The organism is Photorhabdus asymbiotica (assembly GCF_003634575.1).
Lineage (GTDB): Bacteria > Pseudomonadota > Gammaproteobacteria > Enterobacterales > Enterobacteriaceae > Photorhabdus > Photorhabdus asymbiotica.
The window spans coordinates 1,366,670-1,389,730 of record NZ_RBLJ01000001.1 but is presented as its reverse complement, the minus strand read 5'-3'; the positions used below and the strand labels follow the sequence as shown (position 1 = coordinate 1,389,730).

Here is a 23,061-nt window from a genome sequence, read left to right as displayed (position 1 = left end):
AATTCAACTAATCGCCATGCAATAATAGAATTGGTTTTTTATTTTGCATAAGAAAAAGATATAAGAGTTTACCTTAAAGAAATTACTGTGAAATATTTATTACCTGGTGTACATAATTATCATGAATTATAGTTTATTATACCTTGTAATTTAATCTTAGCATTAAGGAAATTCATGAATTAATGATGATTGTGCTCTGAATTATTTACTTTTAGTGCTATTTAGTGGTGAAAAATAATTAGGGTATAGACAATAAGATCTTAATATGACAATTTGTTGTAGATCTTAGGTTATCGTTATTCTTTCTGTTGAGGATAGGATTATGAGTCAATTTTATTACAATGATATAAAAATAGATTACAATGATAGTGGTATAGGTCCAATCACATTACTACTTCTTCCTGGATGGTGTGAACCTAAAACAGTTTTTATGCCCTTTGAAGCGTTGGCTTCGGAAACTTTCAGAATTATTAGCCTGGATTGGCGTAATCACGGACTATCTTCACAATCTGTATTACCGTTGACTCCAGAGATATTGTTAAATGATGTTGTTTCATTGATTAACTCATTAGAAATAGAGCAATTTATACCGGTTTCAGTTGCACATGCTAGCTGGATTGCTACCGATCTAGCAGAGATCATGCCAGAGAGAGTTTCTGCGCTCGTATTTCTTGACTGGATTATGACTAATCCTGAGCCTGAATTCTTTCAAGCAATTAACTATATACAAGATCCTGAAAATTGGGTTTCGGCAAGGGATTCTTTATTTAATTCCTGGATGGGAGGTGGAAATAATAAAGTTGTTAAGGATCACTTGGTTAAAGAAATGTCACAAGTGGGTTTTACTGTGTGGGAAGCGGCGGGAAAGGCAATAGCGGGAGCATATAGCAGATATGGTTCTCCTCTAGATAGATTGAAACTTTTATCTGGGCATCATCAATGTATTCATATTTATTCTTTAGATAAAAGAGACAATTATTTGTTGGAGCAGCAAAAATTTTCTCATGAGAACTCTTTTTTCCAGGTTAAGAGATTGGAAAGTGCCAGAACACATTTGGGTATACTTGAACAACCTGAAGAGGTTTACCGTACTTTAAAAATTTTTATATTAAAGGAATAGATGTGAGAGATCTGTTTTAGGTTAGTATTCACCCTGTATTGAAATGAATTGATAAAAGTGAATTCATTATAGCAATATAACAGTTCATTATAGAATTTAAGCTTAGCGAAATAATAGCTACTTGAAAGTGGCAAGCTCGAGGCAAGATAATAATATCTTGCCTTTTAATCCAGTAATACGATATCAGAACATTAAAAAATAAACTTTCAGTCGGATTTTCACAAAGCAGTCAGTAATAATTATCAATAGGAATATTATTTTATTGGAATAATGAACATTTCAACTAATTATATATCCATCTGTCATCCTAATTTTTTTATCCATAATGATGCATAACTGAGAATTGTTGATGAGTGCGGTATTATACTAAATGTAAGTAATCACCTAACAAAATTTAAGGCTGCGCTATGTGTGGCCTTTTCTTATTCTACTGATTTCGCAGTATTCCTATTAACTCAAATTTAAGGCTACACAGCAGCCTATGGATTCCCATTATATGAATGGGAGGAAAGGATGAAATACATGGATAAACAGCCTGACATCTGGATGCAGCTATGGTTATGGTTGCTGTCAGTCAAAGAACAAGGTATAGGCGCGGCACTGGCTGCTGCAATGGCTTATCTCAGAGGTCGATATAACGGCGGTAAATTCTGGACGACAATTATGGATGCCATTATGTGTGCCATGATTGCCTGGTTTATCCGTGATGTGCTGGATTTCTTTGGTATGAGCACGGATTTGGCTTACATCGGTAGTGTCATTATTGGTTACTTGGGAACTGATTATTTTGGTCAGATCTTAAGAAAAGTTGTTAATAATAAAACAGGCAACAAGCAGTAGGAGCAAATTATGAGCAGAGGCATTCGGAATAATAACCCTGGCAATATTCGCTGGGGTGATGATTGGCTAGGTTTAGTACCTAAATCACAACGTACTGATAAATCTTTCTGTCAGTTTGTCAGTCCTGAGTATGGTATCCGGGCAATGATTAAAATTTTACATAATTACAATCGGAAACATGGCCTTAAAACAGTGAAGGGGATCATTTCACGATGGGCTCCTCCCAATGAAAATAATACCGATGCTTATATAAGCCGGGTTTGTAAAGATACGGGTGCTACCCGCGACCAGATTATTAATGTCTTCGATAAGACATTTATGACAAAACTTCTTAAATCGATTATTACCATGGAAAATGGTAGTCAGCCCTATAGCAATGCGGTCATTGATAAAGCCTTTTCACTTTTGTAGAGCGATATTATGAAGGTTAACTCTCATGGTTATGCTGTTGTTGCCCTGGCACTTATCTCGTTGCTGGCTTATCACTATTACGGTAAATATACCAAGCAGCTTGATACAACAGTTCAGCTACAGAGTCGGTTATTGGAGCAGCAGAATGAAATAGTCAGCCAGCAGGAGCGGATAAAACTCCTGTCTGAGTTGGATAATAAACATACGAAGGAGCTTGCTAATGCTAAATCTGAAATTGATGCTCTTCGTGGTGATGTTGCCGCTGGTCGTCTCAGGTTGCGCATCGCGGCAACCTGTAGTCAGGGCGAAACCAGTTCCACCGGCAGCGTGGGCCATGCAGGAACCCCACGATTTAACCCGGCAGCTGAACAAGATTATTTCGATCTCCGAAGAATGATTGTTGAGAACGAGAGGCAAACTAAATACTTGCAGGAATACATCAAAACTCAGTGTCAGTAGCTGAGTTTTGATGATGTTATTGCACAATGTGAAATAATGTAGATATGGGGTGGTTATCAGGAAAGTCTGCTGAAAGTCAATTTATAATCAGACAGTGGATACTGTGTTTTGTAACACAACCCGATAACCGTCAATATCTTCAAATGTTTTACCTTTGACATCCCAGTATGGGTTGTAAGAAGAGATATTCATGAAACCAGCGGTTTTCATTAATGATATTTGATGTAACCACTCTGAATGGTCTGGTATATAGAAGGCCAGTAAATTATCTTGTGTCGGAGCTTTGCCTACCTTTGTGCCGCGATGATGTGTAAATTCGAGGTGCCAGAGATGATCTGGATGTCCTAGCATAATGCCATCGAAGTTTTCGTGATTTTCGAATTTAGCTAAAACAGTAAACCCTAAACCTTGACAGTACATTTTAGCGATCTGATTTAGGTTATCTGTTGGTCTGGCTATCCTTAGAATGGTTGATTTGTGCATGATATTTCCAGCTGATAAAGTTTTTATGGAATGTGTTCAACTCATAGATCTTCTATCTCTATATAAAACAACTAATAATAGTAGTTGAGAGCCGCGAAAATACAAAATAGTAGGCTTAATGAACCAAAACAGTCAGAAATTGTGATAGAATCCATACCAGATTATTATTCTTTAAATTTAAAATATATAAGAATTATTGTTTGTTTTGTGTTTTTAATTGTTTGGCAAATATGTTGTCTAGCTTTAGGCTTATTACCATTGTATAAATTACAAAACTACTTACTAAATTAAGGATTAATTTTGATACAAGCAGAAGTGTGTTTTTGCAGCAATATAATCACAAATATGCATTCAGTTTCAATAACTTCTGGTGATATTTTCTCTTTATTGTATCAGGGATATTCAGTTCTTACTTTCTATTTGCAACAATATCTTATGCAATACATTTTATAATAAAATAGTTAGTGGTTATATTATTTGTTTGATTTATTTTCTATTTAGTCGTTTGAGTTATCAAAGGTATTAAGCTGGTTTTTATTGTTTTTACAAAATGATACGATCAATGACTCATATAGCTCATGATACTTAAACAAAATTTTTATATTATATTATATCTTATTATATTATAATCTTCCTTTCTTAAGGAGATTATAATTAATACTACTGTATTTTTTGCTTATTGTTTTTAAGGATAAAATTCTGATGAATATAAAGGAATTAATTATAGTTCAAGTATTGTCTTGTTCTATGTTATTAGGTGGTTGTACGGTTGCTCCTGGGAGCAGCCTCCCTGTTTATAATAAAGAAATAATCAATGATAATGATAGTAACTATGATATTAATAATTTGGTAAATGTTTATCCGGTGACACCGCAGTTAATTGAAAAATTGCGAGTTAATTCTGCGATTGCTCGTCCAAACCCTGAACTAGATAAAGAATTGCAGCAATATGAGTATCATATAGGTGTGGGGGATGTAATCATGGTTACCGTCTGGGATCATCCTGAATTAACGACGCCTGCGGGACAATATCGCAGTGCCAGTGATACTGGTAACTGGGTACATTCTGATGGAACGATTTTTTACCCATATATTGGCAGACTGCATGTGAAAGGGAAAACAGTGACTCAGGTGCGTACTATGATTACGCATCAGTTATCAAAGTATATTGAATCACCTCAGGTCGATGTAAATATTGCTGCTTTCCGTTCACAAAAAGCTTATGTAACAGGTGAAGTTGCTAGATCTGATCAACAGCCTATCACTAATGTTCCTTTAACCGTGATTGATGCGATTAACCATGCTGGCGGCTTGACTGAAAATGCTGACTGGAAAAGAGCTATTTTGACTCATAAAGGAAAAGAAACAGTTATTTCTCTTCAGGATTTAATGCAAAACGGGGATCTGAAGCAGAATCGTCTGCTCTATTCTGGTGATATTTTATATATTCCTCGTAATGATGATTTGAAAGTGTTTGTCATGGGAGAAGTCAAAAAGCAAAGCACTCTACGTATGGATCGTAGTGGAATGACCTTAACAGAAGCATTAGGTAATGCTGAAGGTATAGATCAATTATCAAGCGATGCTAGTGGAATCTTTGTGATTCGCTCACTGCGCAATGAACCTGATAAGAGTGGGAAAATAGCAAATATCTATCAGCTCAATGCCAAGGATGCGACAACGTTAATTTTGGGAACTGAGTTTAATTTGCAACCCTATGATATTGTTTATGTTACCAGTGCACCAATTGTTCGCTGGAATCGGGTTATTAGTCAACTGGTGCCAACAATATCAAGTATTAATAGTCTGACTGAAACAACCAAATGGATTCATAAGTGGCCTAATTGATGTTTAATTCTATTCTGATTGTTTGTGTGGGTAACATTTGTCGATCTCCAACGGGAGAGCGTTTATTGCGGCAGCTATTCCCTCAGAAAAAAATTTATTCTGCGGGAATATCAGCTCTGATTGGTAAGCCTGCACATGAGCTTTCTAGTAGAGTTGCGGCTAGACATGGATTGTCTCTGGAAGGACATACAGCGCGTCAGTTAACCAGTGAGTTATGTCAGCAGTCAAATCTGATTCTGGTTATGGAAAAAAAGCATATTGAGGCTGTAAACAGAGTTAACTTGGGAGCACGAGGGAAAACAATGCTCTTAGGCCATTGGCTAAATGAAATGGAGATTCCTGATCCTTATAAATCTGATACCGAGGTTTATGAATATGTATATCAATTATTATTTAAAAGCGTTAATAGTTGGTTAGAGAAATTATAACTTATAAATGTTCTTTAATTTTTTTTATTTTTCATTACTTCTTAAATAAGTAATTATAGGCTTTTTATGACTACATCAGATAAATCAAGTCACACTCATACGGATAGTGATGAAATTGATTTAGGCCGTCTTTTTAGCGCCTTATTCGATTATCGCTGGGTTATTGGCGGAGTCACTTTATTATTCACTGTTATTGGTCTTTGTTATGCCTTGATTGCTACACCTGTATACAAAGCGAATGCTTTATTGCAGGTTGAAAAGAAAAGTAGCGCGTTGTCTTTAGTCGGGGACGTGACGGATATGCTGTCTGGAAAACCGTCAGATATATCAGCAGAATTGGAGTTACTGGTTTCTCGGATGATAATAGGAAAAACAGTAAGAGACCTGAATTTGGATGTTCAGGTTGAAGCTGATTATTTTCCTGTGGTAGGTAAAGGAATTGCCCGCCTTCGTGGTATGCCAAATCCTAAAATTGTTATTAAAAATTTTACCATATCGTCACACAATATTAACAACCCCATAAAAATATATGTTGATGACTCTGAACATTATCGATTGGAATTCGATGGTCAGGTTTTTAATGGGCAAGTTAATAAGGTGTTTGATGCTGATGGTATAAATTTGCTCATATCAAATATCTCGGCTTCACCTGGGCAAAGTTTTACATTGATTAAAAAGGCGCAGTTAGACGTAATTCGCCGGTTGCAACAATCCTTGAGGGTAACGGAGAAAGGAAGTAATACCGGTATTATTTCGCTTGAAATAGAAGGTGATGATCGTACAAAGATAAAATTGATACTTGATAGTATCAGTGAAAATTACTTGCGACAGAATGTGACAAGAAAGACCGAAGAGGCTGAGAGTAGCCTTAATTTCTTAAAGAATCATTTACCTAAAGTTAAAATGGAGCTCAATCGCTCCGAAGAGTTGCTTAATCAATATCGTCAAGCTAATGAATCTATTGATTTATCGCTTGAAGCAAAATCCGCTCTGGAGACATTGGTCCAGGTTGAGAAGCAGCTTAACGAACTGACTTTTAAAGAGGCTGAGTTACAGCAATTATATACCAAACAACATCCTGCTTATGTTGCATTGCTTGATAAGCGCAAGACTCTGACTGATACCAAAAAGGAGTTGAATCAGTCAATCAAACGGTTACCTAAAACCCAGCAGGAAATTTTACGTTTGACCAGAGATGTCCAGGTTGGGCAAGAAATTTATGTTCAGTTACTTAATAAACAGCAAGAGCTGAATATTTTAAAAGCCGGGACGGTTGGTAATGTACGTATTATCGATGAAGCTGTTGTAGAGTCTTCAGCGATAAAACCGAAAAAGTCTTTGATCATTGCTGTTATGATGATGTTAGGGCTTATATTATCGATGGGATTAGTTTTAGTACGCGTATTGTTCCGCAAAGGAATTGAAAGCCCCGAACAGTTGGAAGAAATAGGGATTTCTGTTTATGCAACTATTCCATTATCGGAGACCCAAACTAAGCTTGAGCAGCAACAGAAAAAGAGATCTTATCATCAAAGATTACGGTTATTAGCTATTCATGACCCTACTGACTTGGCGATTGAAGCATTACGTAGTCTTAGAACAACTTTGCATTTTTCAATGATGGAATCTGCAAATAAAATTATTCTTCTTTCCGGTCCAGCTCCAGAATTAGGAAAATCTTTTATTTCAGTAAACCTTGCAGCAGTATTGGCATTAGGTAATAAACGAGTTCTTTTAATAGATGCAGATATGAGAAGAGGGCATTTACATAAGGTGTTAGAAAGCCCTCAGTCTCCAGGACTTTCAGAATATTTGGCTGGCCAAAACCAGATAAAAGAGACTATTACCAGAACTTATCTTACTGAGCTTGATTTTATTAGTCGAGGCACTATTCCGCCTAATCCGTCAGAGCTGCTTATGCATAACAGATTTAAGGAGCTATTATCTTGGGCAGAAGAGCATTATGATTATGTCTTGGTAGATACTCCCCCTATTTTGGCTGTAACTGATGCTGCAATTATTGGAAGATATGCAGGAACTTCATTACTGATTGCCCGTTATTATAAAACTCGGGTTAGAGAAGTTGATGTTGCTATTCGCCGTTTCGAGCAAAATGGTACTCATATTAAAGGGGTATTGTTAAACGCTGTAGAGAAGAATTCGAGTCTCTATTATGGCGGGCATTATCAATATAGTTATAAGGATTGATCTGTTTTTCTCCGGCCTCCAGTTGCAGGTCGGAGAAATTTTATCAATGAAATCTTGTTCCTTTCTACTTTCTGACAGCAGTTAGTTTGCTCAAGTAAAAGGAAAATTGACCATTTTTCCTTTTATTTTGAAGGCTGAACCAACAGAACTTTTCCTGTTGTTGCTTTATACCTTTACAGTTGCAGATTGTAACTATAAGATGCATTTGTTATGTAACTTATTTCTGGGGAAATCTAATGGGCGACCTTGTTTGCTATAAACGAATGCCAATCTGGCAAAAAAACACGATTCCTGAAATGTTTACTGAAAGACACAACACCAAAGAAGGTACTTATGCTTGTCTTGAAATCTTTGAAGGTGAACTGGAATTTGTGATTTTCAATGATCAACAAGAAGAAATCTCATACTTTAATGTGCAAAAGCAGCCTCCAGTCATTCAGCCACAAGTTTGGCATAAAATTAAATGGGTGAGTGATGATATTAAATGTCAGCTCTCTTTTTTATGTGAATCGCAATATCTGTTTTATAAACAAAATAACCTGTCGCTGCCTCATTCTGAAATTAGATACTTGGTAGATATTATTTCTCCTTGTAGGACATTAGATCTGGGATCGGGTCGTGGTCGAAATACTTTCTATCTGGCAAAAAAGGGTTATGATGTTATGGCGATGGATATTAGCCAACAGCATATTGATACAATTAATTTTATTAAAGAGAAAGAACAGCTGAAAAACATCCGTACTACTGTTTATGATATCAATTCGCACAATATTACAGGAAAATATGATTTGATTATTTCAACTGTGGTACTGATGTTCCTACAACGGGAAAAAATTGCTGATATTATTCTCAATATGCAGAAACAAACGAATGAAAGTGGTATTAATCTGATTGTGTGTCCGATTAAAACAGATTCTGCACCATATTCATTACTGCCATTTAAGTGTTTTCTGGAACCGGGGGAATTGAGAAATTATTATTCTGACTGGGAAATTATTAAATATAATGAAAATCCAGGGTATCTTCATAAAACGGATGAACATGGCAACAGAATAAAATTAAATTTTGCTACGCTTATTGCCAAAAAGCATTAAAATATTTTAGATGAGCTATTAATTCTATGTTGACAGCGTCAAGCGACTCAATTGGTTATTGGTTTATTTTCTGAGTTGTAATTTGGGATATATGTTCTATCCTATTGATATTCTAGCTTTTATTATTAAAAGCTAATAGCAGGTTTGCATAATTTCGTTATATTTCTGCTGGTCTTGGTACATTTGTAGATATACCTGATATTTAGCCTGATGAAATAAAAATGTCTCTTTTTCCGGTTTGATGATGTTGCCGCTATGTACCATCAATTTTGCTGCTTGTGTAAGGTTTTGAAAAGAACCACAGGCAACTGCACCGAGCAGAGCAGCACCAAGATTGACGGCATCCTGCTCTTGGGGAAGATGAATTTCTCGCCCGGTGGCATTGGCATATTCGCGCAGCCATAATGGATTTTTAGTTGCGCCACCACACATAGTTAGTCTGTTTATCTGATGTCCGGATTCTGCTAACGCATCAATAATATGGCGGGTACCATAGGCGATAGATTGTAAGGTTGCCAGGTAATGGCGAGCCAAAGCATCACGGCCTGTTTCCAGTGTTAACCCACTTTCCATCCCCTTCGCATTGGGGTTTGCCCTTGGTGAACGGTTACCGTAATGGTCACTTAAAATGTGAAGTTGTGCAGTTGGATATTTTTCTCGTTGCTCTAATCGGGCAACAGCTTCATTTAGTAGTAGGTAGTAATCACGATCAGATGCTTTAGCTTCAGCTGCTAACTCCAGCCAGCTATCATGTTGACGAATTGTCCATTCAACTAATGAGCCAGTTGCACTTTGCCCGCCTTCGTTGAGCCAGTAACCGGGTAGCATAGCGCCGAAATAAGGCCCCCAAATCCCTGGAACGATAACAGGATAGGGGCTGACGATCATATGGCAGTTTGAAGTACCACTGATGATGACCAGACTGCCTTCTGGACATGCTCCAGCTAATGCTAGCCCGCCTGCATGAGCGTCAATAATACCACCGGCGACTACAACCCCTGTATGTAGTCCAAAGTTTTTAGCTACTTCAGTGGTTAGATGACCGGCTGGTTCGCCAAGTTCGAGAATGGTCGTTGGAACTTTGTCTGCTAAATTTTCTAAGCCCACATCATAAAGTAGCTGTTCGCTGAATTGTTTTTGATGAGCCAGGTAATTCCATTTGCAGGTGAGAGTACAGATACTGGCTACATCAGCTGTAGTTGCTTTCCATACCAGAAAATCAGCTAAGTCAAAGAAACGCCATGCATCTTGGTAACGTTGAGGGAAGTGGTTTTTTAGCCATAAGATTTTTGGTAGCTCCATTTCAGGGCTGATTTGGCCACCTACATAGCATAGTGCCGGATCATTGGTCAGATTTATAGTGGTGGTTTCTTCGATCGCGCGGTGATCCATCCACATGATGATATCGTGTTCAGGATTGCCATTTTCAGCAACAGAAAGAGATTGGCCTTTAGCTGCCACCGCGACGAGTGAGCAGGTGGCATCGAAGCCGATTGATTTAACATCAATCGGATTGATATTCGCCAATGTGACAGCTTCTTGGACGGTGATACACACTTGTTCCCAGATATTTGTCGAGGATTGTTCAACAAAACCAGCGTTTGGATGAAATTGTTGGATAGGGCGCACAGAGAATGCATGTCGTTTACCGTGTTGGTCAAAAACCGCGGTACGGACACTAGCTGAGCCAACATCAACACCAATGAAATATTGTTGTTCTACCATGTGATCCTTTGCCCACTCGTTAACTTGAGCTGACAAAATGAGTTGAACAGAACAATAATACAATGGGGTTGTTTAATTATTGTGAAGCGGTTCGAGAAAGATTTGGTAATTTTATGATTATGAAAGAATATTAAATATATTTTTATTGTTCCCCAGATTGGAGTAATGGAATCTGTTTTGGATAAGGGCTGGTTCAAGAAAAAAATGATAGTTAGAGCGAGGAATAGGCTTTCAGAAAAATTGTTGATAATTTCTATTTGGTTATTAGTTATCCAATAAGTCATTCTTTTTAAGAAGAGCATTAATGAACAAAAAATTAAGTATGAAGAATAGCTTTTTATTTCAATTAGTTGAAAATGTTAATGCTATCAGCAAATTATTTGTATGTAAAAAGGTAGATTAGGCGCAGATATTTTGTGATGAGTTTGGGATAACAAATTTTAAGTACCCTATCTTAAAATTGTATTGAGTGATATCACTCACAAGTATTAAATCTTTTTACATTTTTACGAAATTTTTTCTCGCATATTTTCTGTAAATATTCTTTATTTAAATTGCTTCATATATGTTGTTGTTTTGTTGCGAAATATCGAGGAAATATATGGAATTAATCACAGAATGGCTGGGTGCTATTAATGGGGTAGTGTTGGGAGTACCAATGCTGGTTGGTCTTCTGGGAGTTGGTATCTTTATGCAGATCCGCCTCTCTTTTCTGCCCATACGTAAATTGGGAACAGGTTTTAAGTTACTGTTTGAGCGTAATCATCAGCGAGGAGAAGGGCAAATATCGCCGTTTAATGCACTGATGACTGCGCTTTCTGCCACCATCGGCACGGGTAATATAGCTGGTGTTGCTACCGCAGTTGTATTGGGTGGACCGGGTGCGTTGTTCTGGATGTGGATCACTGCATTAGTCGGAATGGCGACTAAGTACTCAGAGGCAGTACTGGCAGTTCGTTTCCGTGAGGTTGACAAAAATGGTCACTATGTTGGTGGCCCTATGTATTACATAAAAAACGGTTTGGGTGAAAAATGGATCTGGCTGGGAACGTTATTTGCGATATTTGGTAGCCTTGCTTGCTTCGGTATTGGTAATACCGTACAAGCGAATTCTGTTGCTGATGTGCTGCAAAGTAATTTCGGTGTTCCGACGATGGTAACTGCCATAATACTGGCGTTTCTGGTTGGTGCAGTACTTATTGGTGGTATTAAACGTATTGCTGATGTGGCAGGTAAGTTAGTGCCATTTATGACGGTTGCCTACTTGGTTGCTGGGATTGTTGTTTTGGGAGTAAATTTCAATGAAATTCCCGCTGCATTTATCCTGATTGTTAAATCTGCATTTACACCCGTTGCGGCTCAAGGTGGTTTTGCTGGTGCAGCAGTATGGGCAGCAATTCGTTTTGGTGTGGCCCGCGGAATTTTTTCTAATGAAGCGGGACTGGGAAGTGCACCAATTGCTCATGCCACAGCAAAGACGCAAAATCCGGTTCGTCAGGGATTGATAGCGATGCTCGGTACCTTTATCGACACCATTATTGTTTGTTCCATCACTGGATTAACTATCGTGATTACTGGCGGTTGGTTGAACGGTCAGACTGGTGCGACACTGACAGCGACTTCTTTCTCTGCGGCGATTCCTGGCGGTAACTATATCGTTGCGGGGGCGTTGGTAATATTTGCTTTTACCACTATTCTTGGCTGGAGTTTCTATGGCGAAAAATGTATTCAGTATTTGTTTGGGCAAAAAGCAATTACCCCTTTCCGTGTGGTCTGGATTGTCGCTTTGATGGTAGGTGCTACTCAGTCGTTGGATTTTGTTTGGTTACTGGCCGATACATTAAATGCAATGATGGCGATACCAAATCTGATTGCATTGGCATTATTGAGCCCGGTTGTTTACCGGCTGACAAAAGAACACATTAAAGATGTAAATTCGAATGGTATTGATATTAGAGAAAAGAATTGAATAAAAGCCTTCCGAATGTGAAGTGACCCCCAATAGTTGGACAACCACTTACTGGGGGTTTTTTTATGTCTAAATATAGTCGTGAACTAAAAATCATTATTGCTAAACGATGTCTAGCAGGTAACACATCGGATAAGCTATCAGCGGAATATTCAATCTCTTCTCGACAAATTCGATACTGGGCTCAAGTTGTTGCCATTCATGGCGATAACGCCTTTTTGCCAACGTCTCACTCTCTTTGTGCTGTAACAAAATTCCAAGCTTTAAAATTAATGTGGACACATGATTGGTCTCTCACTCACACTAGTGCAGTTCTCAATTTAACGACTCCAGGTACCTTATCAGTCTGGCTTGATAAGTATAATGAAACCGGTATCAAAGGACTCGAAAGTCATCAGCGAGGAAGACCCCCAATGAAATCCCGACCTAAAACCCCGCCGAAGTCTGATGACAAAATGACAGTTGAGGAACTTAAAGAAGAATTAGCTTATTTGCGTGCAGAAAATGCTGTCCTAAAAAAGTTAGAAGAGCTGGAACAGAAGAAACGCCCACTAGCAAAGAAAAAGCGTTAATTGTTTTAGCTCTTAAAAAGAAATATCCATTAAAGCACTTACTTTGTGCCATTAATCTTGCAAGAAGCGTGTTTTACTATCAATGCCAAGCGCTTAAAAAAACGCGTGCTTATGAACAAGAAATAGAGATGATTAAAACTATCTATCATGAGCATAAAGGTCGTTATGGCTATCGCCGCATTCATTTAGCATTGAGAAAAAATGGCTTTAAAATCAATCATAAAACAGTCCAACGATTAATGGGGCAATTAAACCTAAAATCCACGGTAAGGCCGAAGAAATATCGTTCTTATCGTGGGGAAGTTGGAAAAACAGCACCGAATTGGTTGGCAAGAGATTTTCGCGCGACAAAACCTAATGAGAAATGGGTAACGGATGTGACGGAATTTAAAGTGAATGAACAAAAAGTCTATCTATCACCTATTATTGACTTATTTAATCAAGAAGTTATCGCTTACAACGTGGCGAAAAAGGCGAGTCTGCCTTTAGTGACAGAGATGCTAAAAGGGGCATTAGATGGGCTAGATGCTCACTCTAAGCCACTCATTCACAGTGATCAAGGTTGGCAATATCGGCATAGGGCTTATCAAAAGCAACTTGCTGATAAAGATATTAAACAAAGTATGTCGAGGAAAGGGAACTGTTTGGATAATGCGATGGCAGAAAACTTTTTTGCCTTACTCAAAACAGAAATGTATCACCAGCAGCACTTTAAAAGTGCGGATGAACTGATTGAAAAAATAGAAGAATACATTGAATATTACAATACAAAACGGATCAAGGTGAAATTAAAAGGCCTAACTCCGATAGAATATCGAAACCAGGCCTTACACGCCGTTTAACTAAAATGTCCAACTTTCTGGGGTCAGTTCAAATGGAAGGCTTTATTAATCACTAGGTGAAACTAATTTTATTTTTCACTAGTTTTAATGTAGATGTTTTTGACCTGAGTATAAGCATCTAACATCATTTTGTGTGTTTCTCTTCCAAGGCCAGATTTTTTGTAACCGCCGAATGGTGCATGGGCGGGTAGTTCATGGTAAGTATTGATCCACATGCGGCCAGTTCTGACAGCTTTGGAAACACGTAATGCTCGGTCGATATCCTGTGTCCAAACTGCACCACCAAGCCCATAATCAGAATCATTTGCCATGTTGATCACGTCTTCTTCTGTGCTGAATGGAATGACTGTTAATACAGGGCCAAAGATTTCTTCGCGTGCGACTCGCATTTCATTAGTCGCATTGATAATAATGGTTGGTTGAATAAAGAAGCCATCATCATAACCTTCACCAGTAATCCGTTTGCCACCGGTCAAGATAGTCGCGCCCTCTTTTTTCGCAATATCGACATATGAGAGAATTTTTTCCATTTGTTCCTGGCTGATTTGGCTTCCCATCTGTGTTTCTTTTTCCAATGGATCACCAACCCGGACAGATTCAAATTCTACTTTCAGGGATTTCAGGAATTCATCATGAATATCTTTATGCAGGAATAACCGCGAACCTGATTCACATGCCTGCCCTTGATTCAACAGAATGGCTTTGGCAGCATATTTTACTGCTTTCTTCATATTGGCATCAGGGAAGATAATATTGGCCGATTTACCGCCAAGTTCCAGTGTTGCAGGGATAAGCTTTTTAGCAGCGGCTTCGGCTACGGTATAGCCAACTCCGGTGGAACCTGTGAAGGCCACTTTCTCGACATCTTTATGATCCAGAATCGCTTGACCTACTACTGCACCACGACCTGTAACAATGTTGACCACCCCAGCTGGCAGGACTTGATTCAATATCCGACCTAATTCAAGCAGTGTGATTGGTGTCAATGTTGCAGGATTGATAACAATCGTGTTACCTGCTGCGAGAGCAGGAGCCAGTTTCCATGCCGCCATCAGTAGCGGGAAATTCCAGGGAATTACTTGTCCGACAACACCAATAGGCTCACGGATCACCAAGCTAAGTGTATTGGTATCTAGAACTGAAGCTTCATCGGAATGGGCACGGATCACTCCCGCAAAGTAGCGGAACTGGTCAATGCTGGCGGGCAGATCCATATCCCGGGATTCATGTAATGGTTTACCGTTATCCAGTGATTCAAGCATGGCAAAACGTTCTAGTTCTGCTTCCAGTAAGTCAGCAATTTTCAGCAAAGCTGATTGTCTTTCTATTGGGGAGGTTTGACTCCATACAGAGAAGGCTTTTTTCGCGGCACTGACAGCAAGATCAACATCTTTGGCATTACCAGATGCATATTCAGTCAGTAATTCTCCCGTCGTCGGGTTATAACTTTTGGTTGTTTCTTTGGATACACTATCTACCCATTGTCCACCGATAAGCATTTTGTAGGATTTAACGGGTAACATCTCTTCAGCAATATCATGTAATCGTTTCATTAACATACTCCGGGTACTTTGGTTTAAGAATAGTTACGTTTACTGCCTTGCATCAATTATGTCTATTGGGAAAGGTTATTAATTAATAGCCTTAATATAGTTTCGACAGGTGAATGTATCTTTGCTTTATAATTTATTACCTGGTCAAATGTTTCTTGTCATGTTTTGTTATTTTTTAGTACCAACATAGTAGAGTACAAAATAATAGATGTCTATTAGCGTGTTATATAAAATATTACGTATATTAACGAATGTAAATTATGAATAAATGTGGAATAAATATCCGCTGGAATATTCCAACGGACTGAAAGGAAATATTATTTTGCTGTGACCCAGAATACCCCGCTACCATCAAGGGCAGTAAAAGTTTTATGCAGATATATGTTGTCGGCCTGTGGATCGATATCTTCGAACAGCTCTGGATGTAGGAATTTTGCGATAACTTCAACGGCAATGATGTTAAATGGTGTATCGTAATATTGGTGATACAGTGCTATTACCCGTTTTTCACGGAATGCTCTTAATATGTTCAACTTTGGTCGTGTTAGCAGTTTTTCCAGTCGTTTTTGTGACTGTTTCAGATTGCTGGCATAACCCAATGGAACAGAAAAACTTTCAGATCGAACTTTATCCCAATCAGCAGCGGTCATCAGATAAAATTCAGGATTACTGACAATTAATTGTTCTTCATTTACTTCACCTTCCATACCTGAGAACCAGCGAGCCCCCAGATTATCACCTCCAGCAGCAGTAACAAATTCACCAAAATTTCCACTCCCGAAAGTTTTACAGCATTGTTCTGCGCCAAACATTCCTGCATGGCGTTCAATAAATACCGGCGGGCGCTGTTCTTTGCCCAGTGTACCGATTCGTTTATTAATGGTTTGCATCCTGTCTTGATAAAACTTAATGAATTTCTGTGCATTTTCTTCTTCGTCAAATACTTTCCCAAGCAAAATCATACTCGGAACAGTATTTGTCAGCGGATATTGACGGAAATCGATAAAAATAACTGGGATACTGGCTTTCTCTAGTAGAGTCATAGTTCCGTTATCATTGAGTTTGGTCTGAAGGCCAATATCAAAAATAACTAAATCGGGTTTATGAATTAGCGCTTTTTCAACACTGAAATCACTTTGATAAGGATTAGGAAATACAGGAATATTTCGTAGCTGTGGGAAGTGTTGCTCATAAACAGCTGCCAGATCTGGGGATTTTATTTCTAATGCATTATCCCAGGCGACAATGCCTTTAAGAGGATTATCAGGATGAAGAATATTTAGTGCGATTAATACCCGGCTGTCAGCCAGCATGACCCGACTGGTTGGGGCATCAACTTTAACTTTCCGGCCAGCAACATCCCTGACCATAATTTCTTTTGCCTGAGTAAGGATAGGCAATAATATTAACATCGTAGTCAGAAAATATTTTGCAATGCGGTGGATGACTGACATTATTTCTCCTTTGTTTTTAAGTTTTATATGCAGGGTTGCAAAGTAATATTCTGTATCAGAAATTCATGAGTGCAGAAATATAGAGTGTTCTTGGTTGATCCATTAGAATAATTAAGCGAGTCGGTAAGTGTCGATGTGATCTCATCCGATAGGGTCAACATCTGTTTACGATAAGCTTAAAATGATAATGATAACGATTTATACTAATCAAACAGTTTTAGTGGTTTTAGTAAATAATATTTTAATTTTTCACTATTCTTAAATGATAACAATGAGTTAAGTTGTGGTTGTTATCTGAACACCTGATGTCTTTGTTCGAAAGGGCTTTTTTCCCTGAATAAATTCTTCGTTGTAAGATTTGTTTAAAATGCATTACTTCTAATAATAGAATGCATAATAGATGGCTGGGTTGCTGAGGGATGTGTTGTGACGCTGGTTATGTTTATGTGCCGTTGGGTACTGACTTGAGTCTTATATGAAAAATGCCCGTGAATTTTGCTATGGTCTTGGTGTGGTAGAAAATTGCTTTTTTATAAAGTGGTTTTCAACAGAACCAGAACAAGTTGAAGATAAAAGTCTTTAACTATGACTTTGAACTGGTCATTTTCCCGGTTAAAGTACCGGTAGGAATGACTTTGTTAGCCGCAATGGCAAATGATCATATTCCGGTGATGGCGGCATTCCGGGCAGGTGTTTGTGGCAGTTGTAAGACTCGGATTATTCATGATAAATATACCACTAGTAGTATCATGGCATTAACTGCTAATGAAATAGCAAATGGTTATTTTCTGGCATGCAGTTGCCAATTACGGGGAAATGTTGTTCGGGAATAGAATAAAAAGTTTAATTTTGTTCCTATTCTTTGCCAACTTGAAAGATAACGGGTATATACCCTATGGATTTCAAGATGCTTCGCGACGGCAAGGGAGCGAATCCTCGGGAGCATAGATGACTATGTGACCGGGGTGAGTGAGTGCAGCCAACAAAGAGGCAACTTGAAAGATAACGGGTATAAACGGTTTATTGTTTTTGCTTCTGTTATTATTCCCTTGTTTAATATTTTTCGGGGGGCGAGTATGAAAAAATTGTTAGTAATTTGTTTATTAGGATTTGTACTAGTGGGGTGTGATAGCCAACCTAAAATTGATGCTTCTAATGAAATTGCTTTGAAAACATCCATTGATAAGATAAGAGATGTGCTACCAGATGATAAAAGAGCTAAGTTTGATGAATCAATTCGGGTAGCTATGTTTAATAGCATCGATTTCAATGAGCTGGTTAAATCAGGTGTTAATGGTGATATAAAAGAATTGAAACAAAAGTTTTATAAGTCACTGGATGGTAAAACTGCTGACCAACTGATTGCTGAAGCTGAAATAATTGAAGCTAAGAAATCAGAAAATGAATAACATCTTCATAGGATTATTTGCATTAAACGGCACGAGATAAAAAGTCTATGCCGTTTTTTTATCGTTGTTAGTAACTTAAATGAAAATTAAACAAGCCAACTTCTAATTTTGAATTATTATAAGTTTTGTTTATAATGCGACCCGCATTCTAAGTGCAGTATCTCGTTAGGCGAGGCTCCTATACAAACACAGGTTGCTGATCTGACGACGTCGAGAGACGCCCAAGATTAGGACAGGATATATCGAACCAAGGTATATCCCCATGTAACTTCCTGATAAATCAGGATACGTTGTATAGTGCTAAAACTGAGACGTGGAGATAGCTGTTGCATTCTCTCATCTGGTTTCGCCCCTATGTGAGTGCTGTTTGAAGTTCACAACAGTAATAGGGACTAATATCATGAAAGTTACATCCCATGAAAAAATGGATTTATTAGCTATTGCTAATAACCACTCTATCAATGAAAAAAATACTGATCAGCAACAGAAACATCAATTAAAAAATGAAGATGCAACTGTTAGCGCATATATGAGTCAATGTTTTATTTCTGTGTCCGTTGCTGATTCTGTTTTATCGGTGAAAGGTAATCTGATTAATCAACTTGAAGGAGAGCAAATTCCGACGTATTTATATGTCATTGATGCTGAAGGCTATCTGAATGGCATATTGCCGGTGAAGGTGTTATTAACCGCAGCCGATGATTTATTTGTGTCAGATATTATGAGGCAAAACTACTTTTCTGTATCACCAGAGCAGCCGCGTCATGATGTTTATAGTCTGATGAATCACAGTGGTATGGATAGTGTACCCGTTATTCATTTTGGCAAATTAGTGGGGGTTTTACGGCCACAGGATATTGCTGAACTGATTGAAGATGAAAATACCTTAGATGCTCATTTACAAGGGGCGACTTTGCCTCTGAATGAACCTTATCTCAGTACCAGCCCGATAACATTATGGCGTAAGCGTGCTGGTTGGTTATTGCTGCTGTTTGTCGCAGAAGCCTATACTGGGGCTGTGCTTAAATCTTTTGAAGATCAACTAGAAGCTGTAATTTCTTTGGCATTTTTCATCCCGTTATTGATAGGTACGGGAGGCAACTGCGGTACACAGATCACTTCAATGTTGGTCAGAGCAATGGCTTTGGGGGAAGTGAGTTTGCGTAATCTGTGGGCTGTGTTACGTAAAGAGATTTCCACTTCATTTTTAGTTGCGATAACGATTGGTTTTGCCGCGCTTATCCGCGCTTGGATATTAGGTGTAGGAATTGAGGTGACGATTGTTGTTAGTTTGACCATAATTGCAATTACGGTCTGGAGTGCCATTGTTTCTTCCATTATTCCAATGGTACTGAAAAGGCTTTCTATTGATCCAGCTGTTGTATCAGCGCCTTTTATTGCTACGTTTATTGATGGTACTGGTTTGATTATCTATTTTGAGATAGCTAAGTTGGTAATAACAGAACTGGCTTAAATCTATCAATAAGATACCCATAGCAATTGGGTATCTTATTGATTTAACGATATTTTTTATCCATAATGTCTTATTGTGGTTTTATTGTTATCTGGAGATAATATTGGGGAAATTTATTCGTCATTTTTTTAATGAAATGAGTTTATTTTTGTTGTTTTTAATTTATCATTATGTGCAATTAATAGCATAAATTTAAAAAATAGGGGCTTTATTTGTTAATCAAAATAAAATAAATAGTGAAGTGATATTTTATTACTTCTGGTTAAACTTATTTACAGGTATTAATTTAATGAATGGATGTATGACTGTTTATTATATTAGCCATATTATCAGTTATTTCTGTTTACGATGGTTTTATTATGTATACCCTTCATCCTTCAAGTTGCTGCTTTGTTGGCTGCTTTCACTCACCCCAGTCACATAGTTATCTATGCTCCTGGGGATTCGTTCACTTGCCGCCGCGCTGCAACTCGAAATTTATTGGGTATATAATCTAATTAGGCTTTAATACATCATTTTAGAATAAATAAGTTATTTATTCTTGCTATCTGATTTTTTAATTTTTTTGATTCATTCATGGTGAATTTAATAAATTTAGAATATGTTAATATTATCATTGGATTATATATTTGATTATTGTGTGGTTTAAATATTTCTTTAAAGTTATTTATGAAAATTTAGTAATATAGGTAATTACTTCTTCATGTAAACATTTTCCGATTCTTCTTTATTTTCAATTGGTTTTATTATTTAAAAATAAGTCTATCGCCACATTTTTGGCAGATATAATGGCTTTCCCCCCGTAAGATTTTATTATGGCGACGTAGGGTTAGCGTGTGTTGCTGGCAGCTACAGTAATAAGTAAAAGTTTTACTGCGCACTGAATTAATTTCAAATTTGTGTGTACGGTTGGCAGGAACGTTCAGAACTTCTTCCATCATCCAACGCCACTGTTTCCCATGTGGAGGCACTTTCCCAAAGTAGTGATAAACCAGTAGGTGTGCCAGTTCGTGAGGAACAACTTCATCAATAAAAGTTTGTTGGTTTTCAATTAATAGCACTGGATTAAGGCGGATTTCCCAACTTTGTATGTAAGCACTACCGGCAGAGGTTCCTCGTTGGCGATAATTTATTGTAGGTTCAGGAAAATCACGATTAAGATGCAAATGTGCCTGTTGCAGTTTTTGCCGTAAGGTCTGCATAACAGCTTGTTGTAAAGTGATTGGCACTCTAATTGATTTCATATGTTGAAAATGGAGTTGGTGAGGATAATAGGTGAATATTTGTTAGAAATTCTTAAATATTAGCTAACGATAATAATAATTTCATGGTTTTTTCAATCGTCAGCTAATATTAAGAAAACCCAGTTCAGTTTATCCAAACTAGGTTTTTTTACTTTCACATATTGATAACTGGCAATTTAAGGCCGGCCGCTTCACGCAGAACTTCTACTTTGTCAGTGGCTTCCCATGGGAACTGTGGACGACCAAAATGGCCGTAGGCAGCAGTATCACGATAGATTGGGTGTAACAGATCCAGCATTTGAATTAAGCCATGAGGACGTAGATCGAAGAATTCACGTACCAGCAGAGTCAAAGTCGCTGTCGGAACTTTTTCAGTACCAAATGTTTCTACCATAATGGAAGTTGGCTCAGCAACGCCGATAGCGTAGGAAACTTGAATTTCACAACGATCAGCTAAGCCAGCGGCCACAATATTCTTTGCTACATAACGCGCAGCATAGGCTGCTGAACGGTCAACTTTTGATGGATCTTTACCAGAGAATGCTCCACCCCCGTGACGAGCCATACCACCGTAAGTATCTACAATGATTTTACGACCCGTTAGACCACAGTCACCCATTGGGCCACCGATCACAAAACGGCCAGTTGGGTTGATGAAGTATTTGGTTGTTGCATTTAACCATTCAGAAGGTAGAACCGGCTTGATGATCTCTTCCATTACCGCTTCTTGTAAATCTTTTTGGTTAATATCTTCAGCATGCTGTGTTGAAAGTACAACTGCGTCAACGCCGACAATTTTGCCGTTATTGTACTGGAATGTTACTTGGCTTTTAGCATCAGGGCGTAACCACGAAAGTACACCATTTTTTCGGACTTCTGCCTGACGTTGCACCAGACGGTGTGCATAGGTGATAGGTGCAGGCATCAGTACGTCAGTTTCATTAGTTGCATAACCAAACATTAGCCCTTGGTCGCCAGCGCCTTGTTGTAGAGGATCTTCGCGGTCAACGCCTTGATTAATATCTGGTGATTGCTTGCCAATAGCACTTAATACTGCACATGAGTTTGCATCAAAACCCATTTCAGAATTAACATAACCAATTTCTCGAACTGTTTGTCGCGTAATTTCTTCAATATCAACCCAAGCGCTGGTAGTGATTTCACCGCCAACCATAACCATGCCGGTTTTAACATAGGTTTCGCATGCGACACGAGCTTTTGGATCTTGTTCCAGAATAGCATCGAGAACAGCATCAGAAATTTGGTCTGCGATTTTATCAGGATGCCCTTCAGAAACAGATTCAGAAGTGAACAGGTATGTGGTCATTATATTATGTTACCTTAAAATATAATTTCAGTTTGGGAGTGATGGATGGATTAACATCTAGATGGCTATTCTAGGGTAATTACTATCCGTGTTCCAGATTTTTTTAGTTGTAGGTGGTAATTTTCATCTGGTGACAAATAATTTCTTTGCTTATATGTCAGTTTTGTTCAATTTCATTTTGCAATTTTGTGTAATTGCGAGTATAAACAGCGGCCGTAGTTAAATTATTTTGTGCTACAGATTCGCAGAAAGCTAAATAGCTTCTGTTTTCTCAATCGAGAAAATGGCTCTTTAAATATGAGTCATGTGTGGGGGTGAATGGGGTAATGATCCATTATCTGCTGATTGCTAATGGCCAACAGCCACACTTGTCGGATTTGTCCGCGTCTTTTTCCTTTCTTTTCAATATGTCTTTAATGCGATGTTATCCGTTGTCAATAAATAGGCCGGATATGTCGAACAGATGTATTGTCGCTCGGTAATTTTGTCATTGTTTAGTAGTAACTAAACGCTTTTTTAACCTGAGAGCATGCTGTTCCCTGATATTTCTTAACACGCAAGATATGGTGTCTTGAGTTATTTATTAATTACAGGCGAAGGC

20 protein-coding genes and 1 riboswitch are annotated in these 23,061 nt (G+C 38.0%); of the genes, 14 read left to right on the top strand and 6 right to left on the bottom strand.

The genetic code is table 11. The features are described 5' to 3' along the window. The first annotated feature begins 322 nt into the window (after positions 1–322). From BDD30_RS06095 to BDD30_RS06080, 4 genes are all read left to right on the top strand, one after another. Positions 323–1,120 (top strand): alpha/beta hydrolase, encoded by a 798-nt coding sequence (locus BDD30_RS06095; protein ID WP_041381628.1) that lies wholly within the window; start codon positions 323–325, stop codon positions 1,118–1,120. 513 nt (positions 1,121–1,633) lie between these two features. After that, the gene (locus BDD30_RS06090) at positions 1,634–1,960 is read left to right on the top strand and encodes a phage holin, lambda family (RefSeq protein ID WP_012777244.1); all 327 of its coding nucleotides are present in this window, start codon (positions 1,634–1,636) and stop codon (positions 1,958–1,960) included. Positions 1,961–1,969: 9 nt separating this feature from the next. Next, positions 1,970–2,371 (top strand): hypothetical protein, encoded by a 402-nt coding sequence (locus BDD30_RS06085; protein ID WP_012777245.1) that lies wholly within the window; start codon positions 1,970–1,972, stop codon positions 2,369–2,371. 9 nt (positions 2,372–2,380) lie between these two features. Next, positions 2,381–2,830, top strand: a complete 450-nt coding sequence (locus BDD30_RS06080) for a lysis protein (protein WP_012777246.1) — start codon at positions 2,381–2,383, stop codon at positions 2,828–2,830. Positions 2,831–2,917: 87 nt separating this feature from the next. On the opposite strand, the gene BDD30_RS06075 is transcribed toward BDD30_RS06080, so the two are convergent. Then, entirely contained in the window at positions 2,918–3,313 is a 396-nt protein-coding gene (locus tag BDD30_RS06075) for a VOC family protein (protein ID WP_012777247.1), read from the bottom strand. Between the two features lie 702 nt (positions 3,314–4,015). Between BDD30_RS06075 and BDD30_RS06070 the strand changes: the two genes are divergently transcribed. The 4 genes from BDD30_RS06070 to tehB all read left to right on the top strand — a co-directional run bounded on the left by BDD30_RS06070 (position 4,016) and on the right by tehB (position 8,891). Then, entirely contained in the window at positions 4,016–5,161 is a 1,146-nt protein-coding gene (locus BDD30_RS06070) for a polysaccharide export protein (protein ID WP_012777248.1), read from the top strand. Continuing rightward, the gene (locus BDD30_RS06065) at positions 5,161–5,589 is read left to right on the top strand and encodes an arsenate reductase/protein-tyrosine-phosphatase family protein (protein ID WP_012777249.1); all 429 of its coding nucleotides are present in this window, start codon (positions 5,161–5,163) and stop codon (positions 5,587–5,589) included. The genes BDD30_RS06070 and BDD30_RS06065 overlap by 1 nt, the downstream gene beginning before the upstream one ends. A gap of 66 nt (positions 5,590–5,655) precedes the next feature. Continuing rightward, a complete protein-coding gene (locus tag BDD30_RS06060) occupies positions 5,656–7,797 on the top strand; it encodes a polysaccharide biosynthesis tyrosine autokinase (protein ID WP_012777250.1) in 2,142 nt (713 codons plus the stop codon). A 236-nt stretch (positions 7,798–8,033) separates the two neighbouring features. Beyond that, positions 8,034–8,891 carry an SAM-dependent methyltransferase TehB gene (gene tehB / locus BDD30_RS06055; protein ID WP_012777251.1) on the top strand — a complete coding sequence of 286 codons (858 nt, stop codon included), beginning with the start codon at positions 8,034–8,036 and terminating at the stop codon, positions 8,889–8,891. 132 nt (positions 8,892–9,023) lie between these two features. On the opposite strand, the gene BDD30_RS06050 is transcribed toward tehB, so the two are convergent. Continuing rightward, complete coding sequence (locus tag BDD30_RS06050) at positions 9,024–10,616, bottom strand: FGGY-family carbohydrate kinase (RefSeq protein WP_012777252.1); 1,593 nt, start codon at positions 10,614–10,616, stop codon at positions 9,024–9,026. Between the two features lie 601 nt (positions 10,617–11,217). On the opposite strand from BDD30_RS06050, the gene BDD30_RS06045 reads away from it, so the two are divergent. From BDD30_RS06045 to BDD30_RS06035, 3 genes are all read left to right on the top strand, one after another. Beyond that, positions 11,218–12,585 carry an alanine/glycine:cation symporter family protein gene (locus BDD30_RS06045; protein WP_041381630.1) on the top strand — a complete coding sequence of 456 codons (1,368 nt, stop codon included), beginning with the start codon at positions 11,218–11,220 and terminating at the stop codon, positions 12,583–12,585. Positions 12,586–12,650: 65 nt separating this feature from the next. Further along, positions 12,651–13,157, top strand: coding sequence for a helix-turn-helix domain-containing protein (locus tag BDD30_RS06040; protein ID WP_012776365.1), 507 nt, complete (start codon positions 12,651–12,653; stop codon positions 13,155–13,157). Further along, on the top strand, positions 13,067–13,999 hold the full coding sequence (locus BDD30_RS06035; RefSeq protein WP_121302549.1) for an IS3 family transposase: 933 nt from the start codon (positions 13,067–13,069) through the stop codon (positions 13,997–13,999). Before BDD30_RS06040 ends, BDD30_RS06035 begins: the two co-directional genes overlap by 91 nt. Positions 14,000–14,067: 68 nt before the next feature. Here BDD30_RS06035 and BDD30_RS06030 read toward each other — a convergent pair whose 3' ends face one another. Then, entirely contained in the window at positions 14,068–15,552 is a 1,485-nt protein-coding gene (locus BDD30_RS06030) for an aldehyde dehydrogenase family protein (protein WP_012777254.1), read from the bottom strand. 317 nt (positions 15,553–15,869) lie between these two features. Next, positions 15,870–17,006 carry an ABC transporter substrate-binding protein gene (locus BDD30_RS06025; protein WP_012777255.1) on the bottom strand — a complete coding sequence of 379 codons (1,137 nt, stop codon included), beginning with the start codon at positions 17,004–17,006 and terminating at the stop codon, positions 15,870–15,872. A 563-nt stretch (positions 17,007–17,569) separates the two neighbouring features. On the opposite strand from BDD30_RS06025, the gene BDD30_RS06020 reads away from it, so the two are divergent. The 3 genes from BDD30_RS06020 (at position 17,570) to BDD30_RS06010 (ending at position 19,889) form a co-directional block, all read left to right on the top strand. Continuing rightward, complete coding sequence (locus BDD30_RS06020) at positions 17,570–17,839, top strand: 2Fe-2S iron-sulfur cluster-binding protein (RefSeq protein ID WP_387794909.1); 270 nt, start codon at positions 17,570–17,572, stop codon at positions 17,837–17,839. A 123-nt stretch (positions 17,840–17,962) separates the two neighbouring features. Then, positions 17,963–18,415 (top strand): DUF6694 family lipoprotein, encoded by a 453-nt coding sequence (locus tag BDD30_RS06015; RefSeq protein ID WP_249039916.1) that lies wholly within the window; start codon positions 17,963–17,965, stop codon positions 18,413–18,415. 154 nt (positions 18,416–18,569) lie between these two features. Continuing rightward, positions 18,570–18,741, top strand: a riboswitch (M-box (ykoK) riboswitch). A 74-nt stretch (positions 18,742–18,815) separates the two neighbouring features. After that, complete coding sequence (locus tag BDD30_RS06010) at positions 18,816–19,889, top strand: magnesium transporter (protein WP_012777258.1); 1,074 nt, start codon at positions 18,816–18,818, stop codon at positions 19,887–19,889. A 746-nt stretch (positions 19,890–20,635) separates the two neighbouring features. On the opposite strand, the gene BDD30_RS06005 is transcribed toward BDD30_RS06010, so the two are convergent. Both BDD30_RS06005 and metK read right to left on the bottom strand, forming a co-directional pair. After that, a complete protein-coding gene (locus BDD30_RS06005; protein ID WP_012777259.1) occupies positions 20,636–21,133 on the bottom strand; it encodes a SprT family zinc-dependent metalloprotease in 498 nt (165 codons plus the stop codon). 154 nt (positions 21,134–21,287) lie between these two features. Further along, positions 21,288–22,460 carry a methionine adenosyltransferase gene (metK, locus tag BDD30_RS06000; protein WP_012777260.1) on the bottom strand — a complete coding sequence of 391 codons (1,173 nt, stop codon included), beginning with the start codon at positions 22,458–22,460 and terminating at the stop codon, positions 21,288–21,290. Between the last annotated feature and the right edge of the window lie 601 nt (positions 22,461–23,061).